General features: G+C 64.8%; 15 protein-coding genes. 8 read left to right on the forward strand and 7 right to left on the reverse strand.

Features of this window, described 5'->3' with window-relative positions:
* Nucleotides 1-21 precede the first annotated feature (21 nt).
* The 5 genes from purT to BLS75_RS15250 all read right to left on the reverse strand — a co-directional run bounded on the left by purT (nt 22) and on the right by BLS75_RS15250 (nt 3,289).
* Nucleotides 22-1,203 carry a formate-dependent phosphoribosylglycinamide formyltransferase gene (gene purT, locus BLS75_RS15230; protein WP_011059439.1) on the reverse strand — a complete coding sequence of 394 codons (1,182 nt, stop codon included), beginning with the start codon at nt 1,201-1,203 and terminating at the stop codon, nt 22-24.
* A 93-nt stretch (nt 1,204-1,296) separates the two neighbouring features.
* Nucleotides 1,297-1,764, reverse strand: a complete 468-nt coding sequence (locus tag BLS75_RS15235) for a hypothetical protein (RefSeq protein ID WP_015634275.1) — start codon at nt 1,762-1,764, stop codon at nt 1,297-1,299.
* 132 nt (nt 1,765-1,896) lie between these two features.
* The gene (locus tag BLS75_RS15240; protein ID WP_011059437.1) at nt 1,897-2,112 is read right to left on the reverse strand and encodes a DUF1289 domain-containing protein; all 216 of its coding nucleotides are present in this window, start codon (nt 2,110-2,112) and stop codon (nt 1,897-1,899) included.
* Nucleotides 2,109-2,633, reverse strand: a complete 525-nt coding sequence (locus tag BLS75_RS15245) for a gamma carbonic anhydrase family protein (RefSeq protein WP_011059436.1) — start codon at nt 2,631-2,633, stop codon at nt 2,109-2,111. Before BLS75_RS15245 ends, BLS75_RS15240 begins: the two co-directional genes overlap by 4 nt.
* Before the next feature lie 56 nt (nt 2,634-2,689).
* The gene (locus tag BLS75_RS15250) at nt 2,690-3,289 is read right to left on the reverse strand and encodes a CoA pyrophosphatase (RefSeq protein WP_011059435.1); all 600 of its coding nucleotides are present in this window, start codon (nt 3,287-3,289) and stop codon (nt 2,690-2,692) included.
* A gap of 147 nt (nt 3,290-3,436) precedes the next feature.
* On the opposite strand from BLS75_RS15250, the gene BLS75_RS15255 reads away from it, so the two are divergent.
* From BLS75_RS15255 to nagE, 7 genes are all read left to right on the forward strand, one after another.
* Nucleotides 3,437-3,988, forward strand: coding sequence for an NUDIX hydrolase (locus BLS75_RS15255; RefSeq protein WP_011059434.1), 552 nt, complete (start codon nt 3,437-3,439; stop codon nt 3,986-3,988).
* Between the two features lie 48 nt (nt 3,989-4,036).
* A complete protein-coding gene (locus tag BLS75_RS15260) occupies nt 4,037-4,540 on the forward strand; it encodes a L,D-transpeptidase family protein (RefSeq protein ID WP_011059433.1) in 504 nt (167 codons plus the stop codon).
* 275 nt (nt 4,541-4,815) lie between these two features.
* Nucleotides 4,816-5,547, forward strand: a complete 732-nt coding sequence (locus tag BLS75_RS15265) for a GntR family transcriptional regulator (RefSeq protein ID WP_011059432.1) — start codon at nt 4,816-4,818, stop codon at nt 5,545-5,547.
* A gap of 27 nt (nt 5,548-5,574) precedes the next feature.
* Nucleotides 5,575-6,681, forward strand: a complete 1,107-nt coding sequence (gene nagA, locus BLS75_RS15270) for an N-acetylglucosamine-6-phosphate deacetylase (protein ID WP_072443088.1) — start codon at nt 5,575-5,577, stop codon at nt 6,679-6,681.
* Complete coding sequence (locus BLS75_RS15275; protein ID WP_011059430.1) at nt 6,662-7,684, forward strand: SIS domain-containing protein; 1,023 nt, start codon at nt 6,662-6,664, stop codon at nt 7,682-7,684. The genes nagA and BLS75_RS15275 overlap by 20 nt, the downstream gene beginning before the upstream one ends.
* 26 nt (nt 7,685-7,710) lie before the next feature.
* Entirely contained in the window at nt 7,711-10,233 is a 2,523-nt protein-coding gene (ptsP, locus tag BLS75_RS15280) for a phosphoenolpyruvate--protein phosphotransferase (protein ID WP_072451206.1), read from the forward strand.
* 22 nt (nt 10,234-10,255) lie between these two features.
* Nucleotides 10,256-11,962, forward strand: coding sequence for an N-acetylglucosamine-specific PTS transporter subunit IIBC (gene nagE, locus BLS75_RS15285; RefSeq protein WP_072451207.1), 1,707 nt, complete (start codon nt 10,256-10,258; stop codon nt 11,960-11,962).
* Nucleotides 11,963-12,085: 123 nt separating this feature from the next.
* On the opposite strand, the gene BLS75_RS15290 is transcribed toward nagE, so the two are convergent.
* Together BLS75_RS15290 and purL are read right to left on the reverse strand one after the other, a co-directional pair.
* A complete protein-coding gene (locus tag BLS75_RS15290) occupies nt 12,086-12,397 on the reverse strand; it encodes a YqfO family protein (RefSeq protein ID WP_015634269.1) in 312 nt (103 codons plus the stop codon).
* A 5-nt stretch (nt 12,398-12,402) separates the two neighbouring features.
* The gene (gene purL, locus BLS75_RS15295; protein WP_011059426.1) at nt 12,403-16,299 is read right to left on the reverse strand and encodes a phosphoribosylformylglycinamidine synthase; all 3,897 of its coding nucleotides are present in this window, start codon (nt 16,297-16,299) and stop codon (nt 12,403-12,405) included.
* Nucleotides 16,300-16,586: 287 nt separating this feature from the next.
* Here purL and mltF point away from each other — a divergent pair, with 287 nt between their 5' ends.
* Entirely contained in the window at nt 16,587-18,047 is a 1,461-nt protein-coding gene (mltF, locus tag BLS75_RS15300; RefSeq protein ID WP_011059425.1) for a membrane-bound lytic murein transglycosylase MltF, read from the forward strand.
* The last annotated feature ends 9 nt before the right edge of the window (nt 18,048-18,056 follow it).

Genomic DNA, 18,056 nt, shown 5'->3' on the forward strand with positions numbered 1-18,056 from the left:
CGAGTTTGCTCGCGATGCTTTTTACAGCTCGACCACCACCGCCTGCGCAGCGCGGGTCGCCTTGGCCCGGGCGGCTTCGATCGACTCGTCACGCGCCAGGGCTACGCCCATGCGGCGCTGGCCATTGACTTCCGGCTTGCCGAACAGGCGCAGCGCAGTGTCCGGCTCGCTCAGGGCGGCACCAAGGTTGGCGAAGGCGGTCTGGGTGGATGTGCCTTCTACCAGGATCACCGCCGAAGCCGAAGGGCCGAACTGGCGGATCAGCGGAATCGGCAAGCCGAGAATGGCCCGCGCATGCAGGGCGAACTGGGACAGGTCCTGGGAAATCAGGGTCACCAGGCCAGTGTCGTGTGGGCGCGGCGACACTTCGCTGAACCACACCTGGTCGCCCTTGATGAACAGTTCCACGCCAAACAGGCCACGGCCCCCCAGGGCCTCGGTGACTGCCTTGGCCACCCGCTCGGATTCGGCCAGGGCCTTGGGACTCATGGCCTGAGGCTGCCAGGATTCCTGGTAGTCACCCTTTTCCTGACGATGGCCGACCGGCGCACAGAAGGTGGTGCCGCCCACATGACGCACGGTCAACAGGGTGATTTCGTAGTCGAAGTCGATAAAGCCTTCGATGATCACCCGGCCCTTGCCGGCACGACCGCCTTCCTGGGCGTAGTCCCAGGCTTTCTGCACGTCGTCGACGCTGCGCAGCAGGCTCTGGCCCTTGCCCGAGGAGCTCATCACCGGCTTGACCACGCACGGGAAGCCCAGGTCTTGCACGGCCCTGGAATAGTCTTCGAAGGTGTCGGCGAAATGGTACGGCGAGGTCGGCAGGTCCAGCTCTTCAGCGGCCAGTCGCCGGATGCCTTCGCGGTTCATGGTCAAGGAGGTGGCCCGGGCGGTGGGGATCACGGTGAAGCCCTCGGCTTCCAGTTCCACCAGGGTCGCGGTGGCGATGGCTTCGATTTCCGGCACGATGAAGTGCGGCTTCTCGGCTTCGATCACGGCCCGCAGCGCCGCACCATCAAGCATGTTGATCACGTGGCTGCGATGGGCCACCTGCATCGCCGGAGCGTTGGCGTAGCGGTCCACGGCAATCACCTCGACACCCAGGCGTTGCAGCTCGATCACCACCTCCTTGCCCAACTCACCACAGCCACAAAGCAAGACGCGGGTCGCGGTTGGCGACAGTGGAGTTCCGATACGAGTCATCTGAAGGTCCTCAAAGGAGCGGATCATCGAGGGCCGAGCGCCAGGCGGGCGACCCATGGGGAGCGGCATTTTACATGAAGCGCGGGCTTTGGCTCAGCCGGCGCACGCCGCTTTGCGCAAACGCCAGGCCATGGCCAGCCAGACCACGGTGACACCGGCGAACTTCGAACCCAGGGCGGTCAGGATCACCCCAGGGGTCAAGGCATCGATCATGCCGAAGAAGATGAAGGTATCCAGGGGAATGCTCAGGGCCGAGCTGATCCACAGACGATCATGCAGGGGCCGCTTGGTGATACTGAACACCAGCCAGTCGATGCATTCCGAGACGGCGAATGCCGTGGCGCTGGCCAGGGCGATGGTCGGATCGGAGGTCACATAGGACAGCACCAGGGCCGCCAGCATCGCGACGATGGCGCCGTGGCCGAAACGAGTCTGCACCATGTCCCGCAGGACAAACACCAACCCGCCCCAGGCCGACCAGATGATGTCCAGATGCGGGGCAGACGAAAAGGCGTAGTTGATCAGCACGACACTGCTGATATAGGCGATCAGGAAGAACATGGGGGCGAAGGGTACCTGTCAGGAAGGTGCACAGGTTACTGCAGGCCCGGGGCTGGGCCAAGAAGCCCTTTCGCCAGCACGCTGGCACCTGCACAAGATTGCAGGAGCCGGCTTGCTGGCGAAACGAGCGGATCAACTTGCCGAGCTGGAGCCGATCATCCACAGCAAGCCGCTGGACTTGGCCCGCTCATGGCACAGGGCCAGGACCGCACGCCGCTCGGCGTTGTCCATGCGGCTCCAGCGGGTGATCTCGTCCACCGTGCGCTGGCAACCGGTGCAGATATCCTGCTCGTCCAGGGCACAGATGCTCACGCAGGGCGAAGCGACGGGTCTTTCAGGGGCTGTCATTGTTCTTGCTCAACCAGGTCTCGGGCATAACGCTGGGCATTATGAACGTAGTGCGCGGCGCTGGCTTCGAGCATTTTCTTCTGCGGCTCGGTCAACTCCCGTACCACCTTGCCTGGCGAGCCCATGACCAGCGAACCGTCGGGGATTTCCTTGCCCTCGCCGATCAGCGAGTTGGCACCGATGATGCAGTTCTTGCCGATCTTCGCGCCATTGAGGATCACCGCGTTGATGCCGATCAGGCTGTAGTCGCCCACGGTGCAGCCGTGCAGCATGGCGTTGTGGCCGATGGTCACGCCGGTACCGATGGTCAGGGGAAAGCCCATGTCGGTGTGCATCACCGTGCCATCCTGGACGTTGCTGTGCTTGCCGATCAGGATCAGTTCGTTGTCCCCGCGCAGCACGGCGTTGAACCAGACGCTGGCTCCCTCCTCCAGCTTGACCTTGCCCACCAGTGTGGCATTCGGGGCAACCCAGCTCTGTGGATGGGTCTCGACTCGGGCGTCGCCCAGGCGGTATTTCATCTTATTGTCCTCATGGCTCAGGCAGCCGCGGGTTTAGGCCATGCAAAGTGATGGCTTCAGGTATCGATATAGTTTTTCGGCGGGCGATGCAGGCTGATTCCGGCGTCGTACAACAGGTTGACCAGCTCGACGATCATGATCGCGGTCAGGCCCCAGATCTTGTACTCGCCAAAGCGATAGCTGGGGACGTACCAGCTGCGCCCCTGGTAATCGATGCGATGGGTATGTTCGCGGGGGTCCTGGCGAAAGAACTCCAGGGGCACGCTGAAAACGGCGGCGATCTCGGCGTCATTGGCCTGGTATTCGACATAGTCGGGAATCACCCCGACGTAAGGCGTGACCTTGATTCCGTGCAGGGAAATCAGCGGGCTCAAAGGCCCGATGACCTCCACCAGCCCCGGCGGCAGGCCGATTTCCTCCTTGGCCTCGCGCAGCGCGGTGAAGATCAGGTCCGGATCTTCCGGATCGCGCCGGCCACCAGGGAAGGCCACCTCGCCGCCATGGGTCGACAGCCCGCTGGCACGCAAGGTCAGTACCAGTTCCGGTTCTTCGCTGCGGGTGATGGGCACCAGCACCGCAGCCTCGGGAAAACGTCGGTCGGTCTCCAGCGTACGCGGCGTGTAGTGGCTTACCCGATGAAGTAGCTCGTCCAGCATGAGGCATCTCGATCTGTTGGCTACCGTGCATCATGCACCAATCCAATCTTCGGCCCAACCCCCGCCCCCGGGCATGTCGCTTAACGACAACTTGCCGACAACGGGGCTGGCGCGCCAAGATAGCCCCAGCCTTTTCGGATACCCCACATGAAATTTTGCAGCCAGTGCGGCAACCCGGTGACCCAGCGCATTCCCGAAGGCGATTCGCGCCTGCGCTATGTCTGCGACCACTGCCAGACCATCCATTACCAGAACCCCAATATCGTCGCCGGCTGCCTTGCCACCTGGGAGGGCAAAGTGCTGCTGTGCCGTCGCGCCATCGAGCCGCGCCTGGGCTACTGGACCCTGCCCGCAGGCTTCATGGAAAACGGCGAGACCATCGAACAGGCGGCCATTCGCGAAACCTACGAGGAAGCCTGCGCCCGGGTGCGCGGCCTGAGCATCTACACCCTGATCGACGTGCCGCACATCAGCCAGGTGCATGTGTTCTTTCGCGCGGAGCTCGCCGACCTGGACTTTGCCGCCGGCCCCGAGAGCCTGGAAGTGCAGTTGTTCGACGAAGCCGATATCCCTTGGTCCGAGCTGGCTTTCCGCACCGTCGGCCGTACCTTAGAATGCTTCTTCGCTGATCGGCGGGCCGCAGCCTTTGAAGTGCGCTCCGAATCCATTCCGCCGCTCTCTCAGCCTGCCATCAGTTAAACAATAAAACGTGCACGGGATCTGTGTGCGCCTGGGGATATCGTGTCAATGCGCTGGTTGCTTGCCCTGCTGTGCTGTTCCGTCGTTGCTGTGTGCCAGGCCTCCACCGTGGAAACCCTGGACGGCAAGGTCATCGAAAAGGTCCTGGTGCTCAAGTCCGCCCATCAACTGCAACTGATCAACGGTGGCAAGCCACTGAAGACCTACCGCATCTCCCTGGGCAAGAAACCAAAGGGTCCCAAGCTCATGGAGGGCGACAAGCGCACCCCTGAAGGCCTCTACTGGCTCGACTGGCGCAAGACCAGCGACCGCTACAACCTGGCCATGCACATCTCCTATCCGAACATCACCGATGCCGCCCGCTCGCGGCGCGAAGGGGTGGACCCGGGCGGCATGATCATGATCCACGGCACCCCGGACACCGAAGAATTCCCGGAGCAGTATTTCCACACCCTGGACTGGACAGACGGGTGCATCGCCATGCGCAACGTCGACATGCGCGAGGTCTGGGGCCTGGTCAAGGACGGCACCATGATCGAGATCCGCCCTTAATTTCCCTTCCGCAAAAAATATTTTTACCCCCGCCAGCTCTTCCACTGCGCCCATACCACTTGGCGACCCGCAAGGGGTCGCCACTCGACGCCATGGCGATGGCAGTCAGACCTGCCTAATACCACTTTAATCATTTACTCTTCAAAGCACCCCGCAAACGCTGGATTTACGCCACCTTCAGCAGACCAGTGGCGTTGACATGGTATCTAAGTGGTATTAGTTTTTCGGCACTACCGGGCGACAACAACCTAATAACCGCATCGGAAAACCTACAGATGAATCACCTCCTGGCCCTGCGCCCCGACGACTCCCAACCCACTCCGCTGTACCTGCAACTGGCTCGCAACCTGGAAGCGGCAATCCATGCCGGCCAGTGGAAAGCCGAGCAGGCACTGCCGTCGGAACGCAACCTCAGCGAATTGCTGGGGATCTCCCGGGTCACCGCGCGCAAGGCCCTGGAAGTGCTCTTCGAACAGGGCTTGATCCGCCGCAGCCAGGGCTCGGGGACCTTCATCACCCCGCGCCTGGAGCAACCGCTGTCGCGGCTCTCCGGCTTCAGCGAAATGCTGCGCCTGAAGGGTTTCGTGCCCGGCTCCCAATGGCTGGAACGCACCCTCACCCCGCCCACCCATGAAGAACTGATCCGCCTCGGCCTGTCGCCCAACGACAAGGTGGCGCGGCTCAAGCGCCTGCGCAAAGCCGATGACACAGTGATGGCCATCGAGATGAGCACCCTGCCGGCCAGCATCATCGCCCAGCCGGAAGCGGTCGGGGATTCGCTCTATGAATACCTCGATGGCATCGGCAAGCCCGTGGTGCGGGCGCTGCAGCACATCCAAGCGATCAATGCCTCGGACGAATTCGCCGCCCTGGTGGGCATCGCCCCCGGCACCGCCATGTTGCTGATGACCCGGGTCGGCTACCTGGAAGACAACACGCCGATCGAGGTCACCGACACCTACTGCCGCAACGACTACTACGACTTCGTCGCTGAACTGCGACGCTGAACCCGCTTCCGGAGCCAGAGAAACGCCATGTCCGAAGACAATATCCTCACGCCCCAAGGCTGGGTCCGCGGCCGTCTGCTGCATCAGGACGGCAAGGTGATCGCCATCGAAGGCAGCCCCTGCAATCCGGCGGACAACGACCTGCCCTACCTGCTGCCCGGCTTTATCGACCTGCATGTGCACGGCGGCGGCGGCAAGGACATCATGCAAGGCCGCGATGCCTTCCAGACCATCACCCGCACCCATGTGCGCTTCGGCACCACCTCGCTGCTGGCCACCACCATGACGGCCCCCAGCGAGGAAATCCGCCAGGTCCTGGAGCAACTGGGCAGCTATGCCGAACAGCGCCCCAAAGGCTGCGCCCGAGTGCTCGGCGTGCACCTGGAAGGCCCCTACATCAACCCCGGCAAACTTGGCGCCCAGCCCAACTTCGCCCACACCGCACTTCTGGCGGAAGTGGAGCAGTACCTGGCGCTGGCGCCGATCCGCGTGATCACCATCGCCCCGGAAGTCGCCGGCCACGACGGCCTGATCCGCGAACTCAGCGCCCGCGGCGTGCGCATGCAGATCGGCCACACCCTGGGCAGCTACGAGGAAGGCGTGGCGGCCCTCGCCGCTGGCGCCACCAGTTTCACCCACCTGTACAACGCCATGAGCCCGCTGCATCACCGCGAGCCGGGGATCGTCGGCGCGGCCCTGGCCCACGCCCAGTACGCCGAGCTGATCCCGGACCTGCTGCATGTGCACCCCGGCGCCATGCGCGTGGCCCTGCGCTCGATCCCATGCCTGTACTGCGTTACCGACTCCACCGCAGCTGCCGGCATGCCCGACGGTGAATACAAGCTGGGCAGCCACACCGTGACCAAGTGCCTGGGTGGTGTGCGCCTGGCCGACGGCACGCTGGCCGGCAGCACCCTGACCATGGACCAGGCCCTGCGCAATCTGGTGAAGATCGGCCTGCCCCTGGCCGAAGCCTCGCAGCGCCTGTCGCAATTTCCCGCCGACTACCTCGGCATCCCCCAACGCGGCCGCCTGCAACCTGGCAGCTGGGCCGACAGCGTGCGCCTGGACCGGGCACTCACACTGACCGCCGTCATGGTCGAAGGAGAAGACATTGACTTCAAAAATGCTTGAAGAGGCGCTGTCCTCGCACCTGGCCGCGAGCAACCAGTTGCAGCACCTGGACCCGGCGCTGCTCGAGGTCGCCGGCCGCCTGCGCCGCCAGCCGCCACAAGTGGCGATGACCGTGGCCCGGGGCAGCTCCGACCACGCCGCCAGCTACTTCGCCTACCTGACCATGCAGCAAGTGGGTATTCCCGTGGCCTCGCTGCCGATGTCGGTGGTGACCATGCAGCAGGCGCCCCTGCGGGTCAGCGGCCAGGCGGTGTTCGCCTTTTCGCAATCGGGGCAAAGCCCGGACCTGGTAAACAGCGTGCGCCTGCTGCGCAAGCGCGGGGCCCTCAGCGTGGCCATGGTCAACGCGGAAAACAGCCCGCTGGAAGCGGCCAGCGAATTCTTCCTGCCGTTGCACGCCGGCGCCGAGCAGAGCGTGGCCGCCACCAAGAGCTTTATTGCCACCCTCAGCGCCAGCGCGCGACTGATCGGCCACTGGAATGATGACGGACGCTTGCTCGAAGCCGGCCTGGCCCTGCCCGAAGGCCTGCGCCAGGCCGCGACCCAGGATTGGAGCCTGGCCGTCAATGCGCTGCGCGATTGCCAGCGCCTGATGGTGATCGGCCGCGGGGCGGGATTCGCCATTGCCCAGGAAGCCGCGCTCAAGCTCAAGGAAACCTCGGCTATCCAGGCCGAAGCCTTCAGCAGTGCCGAAGTCCGCCACGGCCCCATGGCGCTGATCGACCACGACTATCCGCTGCTGGTGTTCGCCCCCCGCGGCGCCGAGCAGGGCGGCCTGCTGAGCCTGGCCGCCGACATGCGCCAGCGCGGCGCCAAGGTGCTGCTGGCCGCTCCGGACGACATCGGTGAACGGGACCTGACCCTGAGTCGTGCCGAACACCCGGCACTCGACCCGATCCTGGCGATCCAGAGTTTCTACGTCATGGCCGCCGGCCTCGCCCAAGCCCGCAGCATGGACCCCGACCAACCGCGCCACCTGAGCAAAGTGACCCGCACTCACTAAGCCCCATCGCCAACGAGTACTGCGCCATGCACAACAACAATAACGAACTGACGCTCGGTGCCCCGTTAAGCGGGCCAGTGCTAGCACTACGCAGCGTGCCCGACCCGGTGTTCGCCAGCGGTGCCATGGGCGACGGCATCGCCATCGATCCCCTCAACGACACCCTGCATGCGCCCTGCGCCGGCCAGGTGATCCAGGTCGCACGTACCGGGCACGCAATCACCCTGCGCGCCGCCAATGGGGCCGAGCTGCTGCTGCACCTGGGCCTGGACACTGTCGAACTGCAGGGCGAGGGGTTTGCCCTGCTGGTGAAGGAGGGCCAGCAGGTGCGTGCCGGCCAGCCCTTGCTGCGGGTTGATCTGGACCACGTGGCACAGCATTGCCGAAGCCTGATCAGCCTGCTGATCCTGACCAATGGCGAGGGTTTCGACCTGCGCCCGCTGACCCTGTCGACAGTCCAGGTGGGCGAGCCATTGCTGCACATCAGCCGGCGCGCCAACGCGGGCCCGCAGCCGCTGGCGCAAGAGCAATCCGGGCAGCAGGCCAGCGCCCGGATCAAGGTCGCCCATCGCGGCGGCCTGCATGCCCGCCCCGCCGCCCTGGTGCGCCAGACCGCCCTGAGCTTCAACAGCCATTCGCAGTTGACCTTCAAGGACAAGAGCGCCCCCTGCACCAGCCTGATTGCCCTGATGAGCCTGGGCATCGGTGAACAGGAAGAAGTGCTGGTCAGTTGCCAGGGCGACGATTGCCAGGATGCCCTGCAGGCGATGCTGCAGACCCTCGGCACCGCGATGGCCGCAGATGCCCATGGCGAAACCCCGGTACCGGCCCCGGCCGCCCAAGGCCCCGTGGAAGACGGCGTGCTGCCGGGCGTCTGCGCCGCGCCGGGCCTGGTGTGCGGACCCCTGGTGCGGCTCAACGCCATGGTCCTGGCGGAGGATCATGGCCAGCATGCACCCGAGCCCCAACGGCAAGCATTGAGCACCGCACTGGACCAGGTGCGCGGGGAAATCCGCCACACCCTGGAGCAGGCCCGGCAACGCCGCGACCAGCAGGAACAGGACATCTTCAGCGCCCACCTGGCGCTGCTCGAAGACCCGACCCTGCTGGACGCCGCCGAAGCCTCCATTGCCCAGGGCCGCGCCGCCACCCATGCCTGGAGCGCGGCGATTACCGAGCAATGCCAGATCCTGCAGCAACTGGGCAGTACGCTGCTGGCTGAACGCGCCAACGACCTGCGGGACCTGCAGCAGCGCGTTCTGCGCGCCCTGCTGGGGGAGGCCTGGCACTATGATCTGCCAGCCGGGGCGATCGTTGCCGCCGAGGAGTTGACCCCTTCCGACCTTCTGCAACTCAGCGCCCAGGGCGTGGCCGGGCTGTGCATGGCCGCCGGCGGTGCCACTTCCCACGTGGCGATCCTTGCCCGGGGCAAGGGCCTGCCTTGCCTGGTGGCCCTGGGCCCGCAAGTGCTGCGCATCGACAGTGGCCGCCAGGTGGTGCTGGATGCCAACGGCGGGCGCCTGGAACTGGAGCCCGACCCGCAGCGCATCGCACAGGTGCAACAGGCCGGCGAAACCCAGCGCCAGCGCCATGCGCTGCAACAGCAAAAAGCCCATGAGCCCGCCCTGACCCAGGACGGCCAGCAGATCGAGGTGGCGGCCAATGTGGCGTCCAGCGATGAAGCCCGGGACGCCCACCAGGGTGGCGCCGACGGCGTCGGCCTGCTGCGCACCGAGTTTCTCTTCGTTGACCGCCAGACCGCCCCGGATCAAGAAGAACAGCGCCAGGCCTATCAGGCAGTGCTCAACGCCATGGGCGACAAGCCGGTGATCATTCGCACCATCGACGTCGGCGGCGACAAACAGCTGGATTACCTGCCCCTGCCGGTGGAAGCCAACCCGGTACTTGGGCTGCGCGGCATCCGCCTGGCCCAGGCGCGCCCTGAGCTGCTGGACCAACAACTGCGGGCGCTGCTCCAGGTCAGCCCCGTGCAACGCTGCCGGGTGATGCTGCCGATGGTCACCGAAGTCGCCGAGCTGCTGCACATTCGCCAGCGCCTGGACCTGTTCGCTGCCGAACTGGGCCTGAGCCAGCGCCCGGAACTGGGGGTCATGATCGAAGTTCCCGCCGCCGCCCTGATGGCCGAGCAACTGGCCGAACACGCCGACTTCCTGTCCATCGGCACCAACGACCTGTCCCAGTACACCCTGGCCATGGACCGTGACCACGCCGGGCTGGCGGCACGGGTCGACGCCCTGCACCCCGCCCTGCTGCGGCTGATCGCCCAGACCTGCGCCGGCGCCCAGCGCCATGGTCGCTGGGTCGGGGTCTGTGGCGCCCTGGCCTCCGATCCCCTGGCCACACCCGTACTCATTGGCCTGGGCGTCAGCGAGCTGTCGGTCAGCCCGCCACAGGTGGGCGAGATCAAGGACCGGGTGCGCCAGCTGGACGCCAGCCAGTGCCGCCAGCTCAGCCAGCCGCTGCTCAACCTGCCCGGTGCCGCCGCAGTCCGTCAGGCCTGCGAACGGCTTTGGCCTCTGCACTCATAACAAGAATTCCAGGAGAGACGCCATGTACCAGTATTTCATCGAGGGCCTGCAACGCCTCGGCCGGGCGCTGATGCTGCCCATCGCTATCTTGCCCATCGCCGGTCTGCTGCTGCGCCTGGGCGACACCGACCTGCTGAACATCGCGATCATCCACGATGCCGGGCAGTCGATCTTCGGCAACCTGGCGCTGATCTTCGCCATCGGTATCGCCGTCGGCTTTGCCAAGGACAACAATGGCACCGCCGGGCTGGCCGGGGCCATTGGCTATCTGGTAATGATCTCGACCCTCAAGGTGCTGGACGCCAGCATCAACATGGGCATGCTCGCCGGGATCATCAGCGGGCTGATGGCCGGCGCGCTGTACAACCGCTTCAAGGACATCAAGCTGCCGGAGTACCTGGCGTTCTTCGGCGGCCGGCGCTTCGTGCCCATCGCCACCGGTTTCACCGCCGTGGGCCTGGGGGTGGTGTTCGGCCTGATCTGGCCGCCGATCCAGCACGGCATCAACAGCTTCGGCCAGTTGCTGCTGGAGAGCGGCAGCTTCGGCGCCTTTGTCTTCGGCGTGTTCAACCGGCTGCTGATCGTCACCGGCCTGCACCACATCCTCAACAACATGGCCTGGTTCATCTTCGGCAGCTTCACCGACCCGAGCACCGGCGCCGTGGTCACCGGCGACCTGACCCGCTACTTTGCCGGCGACCCCAAGGGCGGCCAGTTCATGACCGGGATGTTCCCGATGATGCTGTTCGGCCTGCCCGCCGCCTGCCTGGCGATGTACCGCAACACACCGCCGGAACGGCGCAAGGTAATGGGCGGGATCTTCCTGTCCATGGCCCTGACATCCTTCCTGACCGGGGTCACCGAGCCGATCGAATTCGCCTTCATGTTCCTTGCCCCCCTGCTGTACCTGGTGCATGCCCTGCTCACCGGGCTGGCCATGGCCCTGACCAACCTGCTGAACATCCACCTGGGCTTTACCTTTTCCGGCGGCGCCATCGACATGGCCCTGGGCTGGGGCCGCTCCACCAACGGCTGGAAGGTGTTTCCGGTGGGCCTGCTGTACGCGGTGGTGTACTACCTGGTGTTCGATTTCTGCATCCGCCGCTTCAACCTCAAGACCCCGGGCCGTGAAGACAGCCCCTCCAGCGAAAAGACTGAACTGAGCGTCGACCAGCGCGCCGCAGCCTACATCAAGGCCCTGGGTGGCGCCGGCAACCTGCTTACCGTCGGTGCCTGCACCACGCGCCTGCGCCTGGAGCTGGCAGACCGCAACCTGGCTTCGGACAGCGAGCTCAAGGCCCTGGGCGCCATGGCCGTGGTGCGCCCCGGCAAGGGCGGCAGCTTGCAGGTGGTGGTGGGGCCGCTGGCAGACAGCATCGCCGACGAGATCCGCCTGGCGTCACCCGTTTCGGCCAGGGCTGAGGTGGCACAGGCGCCTGTTGAAGCCCCCCCGCAGGTCGACATTTCCATCCACGAAGCCCAGCAGTGGCTCAACGCCCTGGGCGGTCGGGACAACCTGGTGCAGATGGACTGTGTGGCCCTGACCCGGTTGCGAGTGCGAGTGAACAATAGCCGCAGCCTGTCGGAGCCGGCGCTCAAGGGGCTGGGCTGCCAGGGCATGCGGCGTATGGAGGGGGATGTTTGGCACGTACTGATTGGCGAAAAGGCCGGGGGCTTGCAGGTGGCGCTGACGGGCTTGCTGCACCGAGAGGTCGGCGCGGGTGCTTGAAGGCACTTTCGCCGGCCAGCCGGCTCCTGCAAGGCTCCTGTAGGAGCCGGCTGGCCGGCGAAGGCCCACAAAAAAGCCCGCTGACCGTTGCCGGTTCAGCGGGCTTTGTGTCTGTGGATAACCTCAGAACGCTTCGAGGCGCCAGACTTCATAAGCCGGCGTTTCGTAGGGGTGGCTCTGCTTGAGGGCCAGTACCACATCGCGAATCAGTTCGTCGGCCACCACCAGCTCGACCTTCCACTCCTCCACCCGCTCCACCTGGCCGGTCTGCCCGAGAAACGGCTGGCTGCCGTCCAACGGGCGAAACTGGCCCTGGCCGAGCACCTGCCAGGCGCACTGGTCATAGGCGCCGATGCGTCCGCCGCCCGCGGCGAACACAGCGCTCTTGACCGACTCCACATGGCTGGGGGGCACGAAGAAGCTGAGCTTGTACATCAGCCTCAGTTCACCCAAACCCGAGCGTTACGGAACATGCGCATCCACGCCCCATCTTCGTTCCACTCATCCGGGCGCCAGGAGTTCTGCACGGCACGGAACACCCGCTCAGGGTGCGGCATCATGATGGTGACGCGGCCGTCGCGGCTGGTGAGGCCGGTGATCCCGCGCGGCGAACCGTTGGGGTTGGCCGGGTAGCGCTCGGTGACCTTGCCGTGGTTGTCGACGAAGCGCAGGGCCACGCAACCGGACAGGTCGGCTTCCAGCAATGCCTCTTCGCTTTCGAACTCCGCATGGCCTTCACCGTGGGCGATGGCGATCGGCATCCGCGAACCGGCCATGCCCTGCAGGAAGATCGAGTTCGACTCCTGCACCTGGACCATGGCCACCCGGGCTTCGAACTGCTCGGAGCGGTTGCGCACGAAGTGCGGCCAGAACTCGCTGCCCGGGATCAGTTCGTGCAGGTTGGACATCATCTGGCAACCGTTGCACACACCCAGGGTGAAGCTGTCGGTACGTTCGAAGAAGCCCTGGAAGGCGTCGCGGGCGCGGCTGTTGAACAGCGCCGACTTGGCCCAGCCTTCACCGGCGCCCAGTACGTCGCCGTAGGAGAAGCCACCGCAGGCAACCATGCCCTTGAAGTCGTTGAGGTCGACACGACCGGCGAGGATATCGCTCATGTGCACGTCGATGGCGTTGAAGCCGGCGCGGTCAAAGGCCGCTGCCATTTCCACCTGGCCGTTGACGCCCTGCTCACGCAGTACCGCCACCTGTGGACGCACGCCTTTCTTGATGTAAGGCGCGGCGATGTCCTGGTTGACGTCGAAGCCCAGCTTGACGCTCAGGCCCGGGTTGTCTTCTTCCAGTACCACGTCGAATTCCTGCTCGGCGCAGTCGGCGTTGTCCCGCAGGCGCTGGATCTGGTAGCTGGTTTCTGCCCACTGACGCTGCAGCAGGCGGCGCTGGCCGGTGAACACGCTTTCGCCGTTGTAGGAGATGCTCACTTCACCGTTGTTGATCGGCTGGCCGATCACAGCCACGCAATCGCCCAGGCCGGCGGCGCTGAACTGGGCCAGCACGTCCGGAGTAGCGTCCTGGCGCACCTGGATTACCGCACCCAGCTCTTCGTTGAACAGGATGGCGGCGATTTCGGCGGTGTTTTCCGCCACGGCGTCGAGGCTCAGGTTCAGGCCGCAATGGCCGGCGAAGGCCATTTCCACGGCGCTGACCAGCAGGCCGCCATCGGAACGGTCGTGGTAGGCCAGCAGGTGACCGTCGGCGTTGAGGCCCTGGATCACCGCGAAGAAGGCCTTGAGGTCTTCCGCATCATCCACGTCCGGTGCCTGGCTGCCGAGCTTGCCGTGGGTCTGGGCGAGGATCGAGGCGCCCATGCGGTTCTGCCCGCGACCGAGGTCGATCAGGATCAGGTCGGTGGTGCCCTTGTCCATGCGCAGTTGCGGGGTCAGGGTCTGGCGAATGTCCGCTACGGGTGCGAAGCCAGTGACGATCAGCGACAGCGGCGAGGTGACGCTCTTGTCCACGCCCTCTTCGTTCCAGCGGGTGGCCATGGACATGGAGTCCTTGCCCACCGGGATGGTGATGCCCAGCTCTGGGCACAGCTCCATGCCCACTGCCTTGACGGTGTCATACAGGCGCGCGTCTTCGCCCGGGTGGCCGGCAGCGGACATCCAGTTGGCGGAGAGCTTGATGTCGCTGATCTTGTTGATGCGCGAGGCCGCGATGTTGGTCAGCGTCTCACCGATCGCCATGCGGCCGGACGCCGGGGCGTCCAGCAGGGCCAGCGGCGTGCGCTCGCCCATGGCCATGGCCTCACCGGTGTAGACGTCGAAGCTGGTGGCGGTCACGGCCACGTCGGCCACCGGCACCTGCCATGGACCGACCATCTGGTCACGGGCCACGAGGCCGGTGATGGTGCGGTCGCCGATGGTGATCAGGAAGCTCTTGCTGGCCACGGCCGGGTGGTGCAGGACGCGCTCGATGCTCTCGGCGATATCCAGGGTGCTTGGATCGAAATCGTCACCCAACTCGTTTTCCCGCACGGCCGAACGGTGCATGCGCGGGGCCTTGCCCAGCAGCACTTCCAGCGGCATGTCCACCGGGCTGTTGCCGAAGTGGCTGTCGGTCACGGTCAACTGTGGTTCGGCAGTGGCTTCGCCGACCACCGCGAACGGGCAGCGCTCACGCTCGCAGATGGCCTTGAAACGTTCGAAATCCGCAGCGCCCACCGCCAGGACATAACGCTCCTGGGATTCGTTGGACCAGATTTCGTGCGGGGCCATGCCCGGCTCGTCGTTGGGGATGTTGCGCAGTTCGAAGCGACCGCCACGGCCGCCATCGTTGACCAGTTCCGGGAAGGCGTTGGACAGGCCACCGGCGCCGACGTCGTGGATGAAGCTGATGGGGTTGTTATCCCCCAGTTGCCAGCAACGGTCGATGACTTCCTGGCAACGGCGTTCCATCTCAGGGTTTTCACGCTGTACCGAAGCAAAATCCAGGTCCGCCGAGCTGGTGCCGGTGGCCATGGAGGAAGCGGCGCCGCCGCCCAGGCCGATGAGCATCGCCGGGCCGCCGAGGACGATCAGCTTGGAGCCGACGGTGATCTCGCCTTTCTGTACGTGCTCGTCACGGATGTTGCCCATGCCGCCTGCCAGCATGATCGGCTTGTGGTAACCGCGAACTTCATCGCCACGAGGCGTGGTAATGGATTGCTCGAAGGTGCGGAAATAACCGGTCAGGGCCGGACGGCCGAATTCGTTGTTGAACGCCGCGCCACCCAGTGGGCCTTCGATCATGATGTCGAGGGCGGTGACGATGCGCTCAGGCTTGCCGTACGGCACTTCCCACGGCTGTTCGAAGCCCGGGATCTGCAGGTTGGACACGGTGAAACCGGTGAGGCCGGCCTTGGGCTTGGCGCCGCGCCCGGTGGCGCCTTCGTCGCGGATTTCGCCGCCGGAACCGGTGGAGGCCCCCGGGAACGGCGCGATGGCGGTCGGGTGGTTGTGGGTCTCGACCTTCATCAGGATGTGCACCGGCTCCTGTACCGCACCGTACTGGCGGGTCTCAGGGTTCGGATAGAAGCGCCCGGCAACCGAACCGACGATGACCGCGGCATTGTCCTTATAGGCGGAGAGCACACCTTCGTTGTGCATCTGATAGGTGTTCTTGATCATGCCGAACAGGCTTTTTTCCTGGCTCTGGCCGTCGATATCCCAACTGGCGTTGAAGATCTTGTGGCGGCAGTGCTCGGAGTTGGCCTGGGCGAACATCATCAGTTCGATGTCGTGGGGATTACGCTTGAGGCCCTGGAAGGCGTTCATCAGGTAATCGATTTCGTCTTCGGCCAGGGCCAGGCCCAGCTCGCTATTGGCCTGCTCCAGCGCAGCACGGCCACCGCCGAGGATGTCGATGGCGGTCAGCGGCTTGGGTTCGGCGTGGCTGAACAGGCCGGCGGCCTGTTCCAGGTTGGCCACCACGATCTGGGTCATGCGGTCGTGCAGGGCGTCGGCGATCAGTTGGGCCTCGGCCTCGCTGAACTCACCGGCCACATAGAAGGCGATGCCGCGCTCCAGGCGCTGGATCTTCGCCAGGCCACAGTTGCGGGCGATGTCGCTGGCCTTGCTCGACCACGGCGAAATGGTGCCGAAACGTGGCAGGACCAGGAACAGACGGCCGGTCGGCTCTTGTACCGGAACGCTGGGGCCGTACTTCAGAAGGCGCGCAAGCACCTGCTGTTCGTCGCCGGTCAGGACGCCGGTGACTTCGGCGAAGTGAGCGAATTCAGCATACAAGCCACTGACAGCCGGTACTTTCTGGCTCAGTTGCTCAAGGAGTTTGCTGTGGCGAAAGGCAGAAAGGGCAGGAGCGCCGCGCAGGATCAACATCTTCGGGACAGCCTCGGGAAGGGGGTGTGCTTTGAGGCCGTGCATTCTAACGTAAACCGCTGGCATCGGCACTCGAAACGCAACCCCCGGGCGCCTCCGGACGTCGGCCCGGGGCCAGCCCCCTATAACAAAGCCTCATCAGGGTCATTGCCGGTGGTTATTTTAAACGTCACATTCAGCGCCCAGGCCCCATTCCTGAGGCCTTCAGCCCGGCTCGACCATCGCTAGCAGACAAGCCCTTCGCTGTCGAGATATGGCGGCCGTTATCCTTTGCGTATACTGCGCCAATGTTTTCCCCTATGGCTTTACGTCCGCGCTGCGCCAAGTGGCTCATCGTTACCGGACTCTTCCTGATGCTCGGCGCCTGTGTTGAGAAACCCAGCACGCTCGAGCGCGTAAAGGAGGATGGTGTGCTGCGGGTGGTCACCCGTAACAGCCCTGCCACCTACTTTCAGGATCGCAACGGTGAAACCGGCTTCGAATACGAGCTGGTGAAACGCTTTGCCGACGATCTGGGGGTGGAGCTCAAGATCGAGACCGCCGACAACCTCGACGACCTATTCGACCAGCTGGGCCAGCCCAAGGGCCCGGTCCTGGCCGCCGCCGGCCTGGTGAGCAGCGAGCAGCGCAAGCAGCAGGTGCGGTTCTCCCACCCCTATCTGGAGGTCACGCCCCAGGTCATCTATCGCAATGGCCGTTCCCGCCCCACCACCGCGCAAGACCTGGTGGGCAAGCACATCATGGTGCTCAAGGGCAGCACCCACGCCGAACAACTGGCGGAACTCAAGCTCAAGTACCCCGGCATCGAATACGAAGAGTCGGACGCCGTGGAAGTGGTGGACCTGCTGCGCATGGTGGACGAAGGGCAGATCGACCTGACCCTGGTGGACTCCAACGAACTGGCGATGAACCAGGTCTACTTCCCCAATGTGCGAGTGGCCTTTGACCTGGGCGACGCCCGCAGCCAGAGCTGGGCCGTGGCCGCAGGCGACGACAACAGCCTGCTCAACGAGATCAACAGTTTCCTCGACAAGGTCGAGAAGAACGGCACCCTGCAACGCCTGAAGGACCGCTACTACGGCCATGTGGACGTGCTCGGCTATGTCGGCGCCTACACCTTTGCCCAGCACCTGCAGCAACGCCTGCCCAAGTACGAGAAGCACTTCAAGGCGTCGGCCAAGCAGGAAAAGCTCGACTGGCGCCTGCTGGCGGCGGTGGGCTATCAGGAATCGATGTGGCAGGCCGAGGTCACCTCCAAGACCGGGGTGCGCGGGCTGATGATGCTGACCCAGAACACCGCCCAGGCCATGGGCGTCTCCAACCGCCTGGACCCCAAGCAGAGCATCAGCGGCGGGGCCAAGTACCTGGCCTATATCAAGGAACAGCTGGACGACAAGATCGAGGAACCGGACCGCACCTGGTTCGCCCTGGCCGCCTATAACGTCGGCACCGGCCACCTGGACGATGCGCGCAAGCTGGCCGAGAAAGAAGGCCTGAACCCGAACAAGTGGCTGGATGTGAAGAAGATGCTGCCGCGCCTGTCGCAGAAGCAGTGGTACAGCAAGACCCGCTACGGCTATGCCCGGGGCGGCGAGCCCGTGCATTTCGTCGCCAACATCCGTCGCTACTACGACATTCTCACCTGGGTGACCCAGCCGCAGCTGGAAGGCGACCAGGTCGCCGAAGGCAACCTGCACGTACCCGGGGTCAACAAGACCAAGCCGCCGGAAGAGAATCCGCCGCTTTAAAAGCATTCG

The sequence above is a fragment of the Pseudomonas sp. NFPP12 genome, assembly GCF_900103205.1.
GTDB classification, from domain to species: Bacteria; Pseudomonadota; Gammaproteobacteria; order Pseudomonadales; family Pseudomonadaceae; genus Aquipseudomonas; species Aquipseudomonas protegens.

Bases quoted from the DNA above. Each gene is read 5' to 3' on its own strand.
- BLS75_RS15245 (WP_011059436.1), bottom strand. From the start codon at position 2,633: ATGAAATACCGCCTGGGCGACGCCCGAGTCGAGACCCATCCACAGAGC.
- mltF (WP_011059425.1), top strand. From the start codon at position 16,587: ATGTTTTCCCCTATGGCTTTACGTCCGCGCTGCGCCAAGTGGCTCATC.
- purL (WP_011059426.1), bottom strand. From the start codon at position 16,299: ATGTTGATCCTGCGCGGCGCTCCTGCCCTTTCTGCCTTTCGCCACAGC.
- BLS75_RS15265 (WP_011059432.1), top strand. From the start codon at position 4,816: ATGAATCACCTCCTGGCCCTGCGCCCCGACGACTCCCAACCCACTCCG.
- BLS75_RS15290 (WP_015634269.1), bottom strand. From the start codon at position 12,397: ATGTACAAGCTCAGCTTCTTCGTGCCCCCCAGCCATGTGGAGTCGGTC.
- ptsP (WP_072451206.1), top strand. From the start codon at position 7,711: ATGCACAACAACAATAACGAACTGACGCTCGGTGCCCCGTTAAGCGGG.
- BLS75_RS15235 (WP_015634275.1), bottom strand. From the start codon at position 1,764: ATGTTCTTCCTGATCGCCTATATCAGCAGTGTCGTGCTGATCAACTAC.
- nagE (WP_072451207.1), top strand. From the start codon at position 10,256: ATGTACCAGTATTTCATCGAGGGCCTGCAACGCCTCGGCCGGGCGCTG.
- BLS75_RS15260 (WP_011059433.1), top strand. From the start codon at position 4,037: ATGCGCTGGTTGCTTGCCCTGCTGTGCTGTTCCGTCGTTGCTGTGTGC.
- nagA (WP_072443088.1), top strand. From the start codon at position 5,575: ATGTCCGAAGACAATATCCTCACGCCCCAAGGCTGGGTCCGCGGCCGT.
- BLS75_RS15240 (WP_011059437.1), bottom strand. From the start codon at position 2,112: ATGACAGCCCCTGAAAGACCCGTCGCTTCGCCCTGCGTGAGCATCTGT.
- BLS75_RS15255 (WP_011059434.1), top strand. From the start codon at position 3,437: ATGAAATTTTGCAGCCAGTGCGGCAACCCGGTGACCCAGCGCATTCCC.
- purT (WP_011059439.1), bottom strand. From the start codon at position 1,203: ATGACTCGTATCGGAACTCCACTGTCGCCAACCGCGACCCGCGTCTTG.
- BLS75_RS15250 (WP_011059435.1), bottom strand. From the start codon at position 3,289: ATGCTGGACGAGCTACTTCATCGGGTAAGCCACTACACGCCGCGTACG.